General features: G+C 29.3%; 5 protein-coding genes. 2 read left to right on the top strand and 3 right to left on the bottom strand.

What is annotated here, in order from left to right; all coding sequences use genetic code 11:
• Positions 1-284 (top strand): DsrE family protein (locus ACERKK_RS11445; RefSeq protein WP_373773210.1); only part of this gene is annotated, 284 nt, incomplete at its 5' end.
• Positions 285-1,142, top strand: a complete 858-nt coding sequence (locus tag ACERKK_RS11440; protein WP_373773209.1) for an ABC transporter ATP-binding protein — start codon at positions 285-287, stop codon at positions 1,140-1,142. It abuts the gene before it with no gap.
• Between the two features lie 44 nt (positions 1,143-1,186).
• Here the strand turns inward: ACERKK_RS11440 and thiI are convergent, their stop codons facing one another.
• From thiI to ACERKK_RS11425, 3 genes are all read right to left on the bottom strand, one after another.
• Positions 1,187-2,650, bottom strand: coding sequence for a tRNA uracil 4-sulfurtransferase ThiI (gene thiI / locus ACERKK_RS11435; RefSeq protein ID WP_373773208.1), 1,464 nt, complete (start codon positions 2,648-2,650; stop codon positions 1,187-1,189).
• Between the two features lie 57 nt (positions 2,651-2,707).
• Positions 2,708-3,670, bottom strand: coding sequence for an arginase (locus tag ACERKK_RS11430; protein WP_373773207.1), 963 nt, complete (start codon positions 3,668-3,670; stop codon positions 2,708-2,710).
• A 1-nt stretch (position 3,671) separates the two neighbouring features.
• Positions 3,672-4,610, bottom strand: a 939-nt coding sequence (locus tag ACERKK_RS11425; RefSeq protein ID WP_373773206.1) for an ornithine cyclodeaminase, incomplete at its 5' end; no start/stop codon positions are given.

Genomic DNA, 4,610 nt, shown 5'->3' with positions numbered 1-4,610 from the left:
CATTACTTTATGGTGGTGTTTCTATTCCTAGAGGATATTGGAAACGTGTGCATATTATGTTTTGGGGTGCATCTATTAAAACTGTTATAAAATCTAAAAAAATTAGAAAAAAAGTAAATGAAATACAAAAAGATGGCGTAGAATTTTCTTCATGTATTGTATGTGCGCAAGAGTACAATGCTGTTAAAAAGTTAGAAAAAAGTGGTATTGTATGCAATCATACGGGTGAGCTTTTAAATGAAGCTTTACAAAATGACGATATTTGGTCAACTCTAACAGTTTAAATGATAAGTATAAATATAAATAAAGCCCTTCATGGCTCAGCAGGAGTTATGAACCTACAAGTAAACCTAGATATCAAAAAAGGTGATTTTGTAGCGCTAAGCGGTCTTAGTGGTAGTGGAAAGACAACCTTACTTAGAATTCTTGCAGGATTAGAAACAGCAGACGGAATTATTAAAATTGATAATGAACTTTGGCTTGATGAGAAGTTTTCTCTTGCTATACAAAAAAGACAAATTGGTTTTGTATTTCAAGATTATGCCTTATTTGACAATATGAGCGTAGAACAAAATCTTTTATATGTAAATAAAGACAAAACTCTTTGCAATAAACTTTTAGAACTAACAGAATTAAAAGAACTAGCAAAAAGAATGCCAAAGAGTTTAAGTGGTGGACAAAAACAAAGAGTTTCTTTATGTCGTGCTATGATGAATCGTCCTAAACTACTTTTATTAGATGAGCCACTTTCAGCACTTGATCCATATATGAGAACAAAACTACAAAATGAAATTCTTACTTTACATAAAGAGTTTCAAACTACTACTATTATGGTTAGCCATGACCCTAGTGAGATTTACAGATTATCAAATCGTGTGATTGTATTAGAGCAAGGAAAAGTTATAAATGATGGTTTAGCAAAAGATGTACTTCTTAAAACTTCAGGTTCTCAAAAGTTCTCATTTGAAGGGGAATTGATTGATATTGTTAAAACTGATGTTATTTATATTGCTATTATTTCTATAGCTTCACAATTAGTTGAAGTTGTACTTTGTGAAGATGAAGCAAAAGAGTTAAAAATTGGACAGAAAGTACGTGTAGGAACAAAAGCCTTTGCTCCTACTATTTCACAAGAGTTTTAGTTTAACTCTTGTAATTAATTTACCTCATCGATAAATTGTATAACTTATAAAGGTCTATAAACTTTAATATTTTGACGACCTTCTGCATCTTTTAAATATTGTGCATGAAGTTGACTCAAAATTCCTTTATCACAATAAAATAAATACTCTTTATCTTGTGGAAGTTTTTTGAATTCTTTTTTTAGATTATAAAATGGAATTTTAATAGTTTCAACAGATGTTTCTATACAAGCATCACCTTGTCTAATATCAATAACAGTATAATTTCCACTTGAAAGGTCATTTACCTCTTCCATTGTTCCTATGTCTTTTACATCATTTACGATTTCATCAACATAAATTTTTTGAGCATTTTGAACAGCTGTATCTAAAACACTATAATCAAATGCCTTAGCTTCTTTTTCCATTCTTTCATAAGAACCATGCACAACTGGATTTTTAGATATTACACCACAATACTCAGGCATTGCTTCTGCAAAATGCTTAGTACCTATTTTATGTGCAATATCAATAATATCAGGTTTATTCATAGTTGCTAATGGTCTTAAAATCAATTTATTAGTTGATTGGTCAATTAACGCTAAGTTTCTTAATGTCTGACTTGATACTTGAGCAACACTCTCACCTGTTAATAAGGCATCAATTCCCATTTCATCAGCAATTTTCTCAGATGCTTTTAACATAAGTCTTTTTAGTGTTACACCCATGTATGTTTCATGAGTTGATCTAAATATTTCAGTTACAACATCATCAAAAGGTACAGATATAAAACTTACTCTATGAGATGAACCAAATTTACTCCATAAATATAAAGCTACTTGCTTAACTCCAATCTCATGTGCTACTCCACCTAAGTTAAAGAAAATAAAATGAGTTTTCATTCCTCTTTTCATAGTAAGATATGATGCAACAGTTGAATCAAATCCACCTGACATTAGTGAAAGGATACTTCCTTGTGTACCTAAAGGGAAACCTGCAAGCCCTTTATGTTTACATGTAATAATATTTAATTGATTATGAACAAGCTCAAGATTAATAGTAACTTCAGGATTATGTAAATCAACACCTTTTGAAGTTTTCTTACTTAACATATATCCACCAACAGTTTGTTCTATATTTGTAGATTTAAAATCATGTGTTCCAGTTCGTTTTGCTCTTATTACAAAAGATTTACCTTCGATTTCTTTTGCCATAGTTTCATTTACTATAGTTTTTATTTCATCTAGTGTATTTATTTTATCAAATTGAAGTGCTTCAAGTACTTGCTCAATACCTGGTGTTTCTAATAGTTTTATTCTTACTTCTGAAACTACCTCTATTGGACATACTACTTCTATTTTGTCAAAGAATTTTTTTACATTAATATCTTCTGATATTCTTGTTAATAGTTTTACAATGTTATTGTAAAGTTGCCCTACCATTTGTCTTTTTGCAGATGGGCCTTTTATCATTATTTCAGGGAAAAATTTAACTATAAATTTTTGTGTTTTTATTTCTGGTATTTCCATTATTTAAAGAACCTTATTTTTTTAATAGCGCGTATTATAGCATAAGAGTTGTAAATATTAGTATCTGTGTATTAACATTTTTGTTACTTGCTCTAGTATCTTAAATATCGCATTTGTTCCTCTACTATTTTCATCAAATTTAGGATTTATTTCAGCTATCTCCCAACAGCATACTTTCTTATTTTTAATTAATTGCATATTTAACTGCAAAGCTTGTTCAAAACTAAGTCCATTTTCACTTGGTGTTCCAGTTCCTGGTAAATATAAAGGGTCTATACTATCTACATCAAAAGATACATAAATATGTTTACAATGTGCTAGTTTTTCAAATATCTCATCTACAATATTTTTAATACCTCTATATGTAATATCTTTAGCTGAGTATTTTTTAATATTATATTCATTTATTAGATTCTCTTCTGCTATTTGAAAATCTCTTAATGCACAAAAGACTATATTCTCAGGTTTTATAGAAGCTTCTTTTCCTGTTAGATTTTTTATCTTTTCCCAATAAATTATCTCTTCTTGGCTTAATTGATTAATTGCTGATTTCTTATTATCTAGTTTTGTAACAATTGCAAGTGGCATACCATGTATATTTCCAGATGATGTTGTATAAGGAGAATGAATATCAGCATGAGCATCTATATACACTACCCCTATTTCATCATTTGGATGTGCCATTTTTAAACCATGCATTGTACCAGCACTACTTGCATGATCACCTGCTAAAACTATTGGGAAAAGTTTCTCTTCTCTAAACTCTTTAATTCTAAATGCTACATCTTTTACTACATCATATACCTTATCTATGTATTTTGCATGAGGAAAGTTTGTAGATTCATTTTCTAATAGTTTATTTGTTATTACAGATTCTGCTTTATATTTTTTAAAATATCTTGAACCTATATCTTGGCTTGATTCCATTAACGCATCAATACCTAAACTTGCCCCTCTTTTACTTCCTGCTATATCTGAATAAACTTTTAGTATTTTTATAAATCGTGATGAATCTTTCATATTAATCCTTTACTAGGCTATATAAATCTTTAACATCTTTCATATTTGGTATTAGATTTAACTCACTACCTATTTTTAACTCTTTTGCATAAGCATATATAAGTCTTAAAACTGAATAATCTTGAAGAGCAAAACCAACTGAATCAAAGATAATAGTGCCATCTTTACTTACATTTAAATCTATTTCTTTTCTAAGAATCTCATAAAGTTCAGGACAAGTATAGTCATCATCTAATTGTTGGATTTCTCCTTCTATTTTTGATTGTTCTAAAAACTCTACTACTACTGTTGAACTTTCTACTAAATCTTTTTTTAATTCTGTTTTACCAGGACAATCTCCACCAATTGCATTTATAAAAACATCTTTTGTAATCATATCTTTATATAAAATTGTTTGATTTGTTTTATCAGCTGTCATAGTTGTAATAATATCTGCACCTTGTACAGCATCTTTTGCATCAATACAAGCAGTAAGTTTAACATCATAGTTTTTAAGATTTTTTGCCATTTTTTGCATAGCTTTTATATCTACATCATAGTATCTAATCTCTTTTATATCAAATACATGAGAAAAAGCTAGATATTGAAATTCACTTTGAGCTCCATTTCCAATAAATGCAATAATCTTTGAATCTTTTTTTGCTAGGTATTTTGCAGCTAATGCAGAAGTGGCAGCTGTTCGTAAAGCTGTAAGAAGTGTCATTTCACTAAACATCAAAGGTTCACCCGTTTTCACAAGTGATAGTTGTCCTGTTGCCATAACTGTTAATTTATTTGATTTTGGGTTTTTTGGATGTCCATTTACATATTTAAAACTATATAGTTCTTTATTTGAGATTGGCATAAGTTCAATAACACCACCATCTACATGGCTTGCAACTCGTGGTATTTTATCAAACTCATTCCAGTTTTTATAATCTTCTTCAATCGTATCAATAAG

It is taken from the genome of Poseidonibacter sp., from assembly GCF_041821165.1.
In the GTDB taxonomy this organism is placed as follows: Bacteria; Campylobacterota; Campylobacteria; order Campylobacterales; family Arcobacteraceae; genus Poseidonibacter.
Note: the sequence above shows the minus strand (reverse complement) of the source record. Positions and strands in the feature narration are given on the sequence as shown.

What these genes read in the sequence shown, in the direction of transcription:
- ACERKK_RS11430 (WP_373773207.1), bottom strand. Translation starts at nt 3,670, where the DNA reads ATGAAAGATTCATCACGATTTATAAAAATACTAAAAGTTTATTCAGAT.
- ACERKK_RS11440 (WP_373773209.1), top strand. Translation starts at nt 285, where the DNA reads ATGATAAGTATAAATATAAATAAAGCCCTTCATGGCTCAGCAGGAGTT.
- thiI (WP_373773208.1), bottom strand. Translation starts at nt 2,650, where the DNA reads ATGGAAATACCAGAAATAAAAACACAAAAATTTATAGTTAAATTTTTC.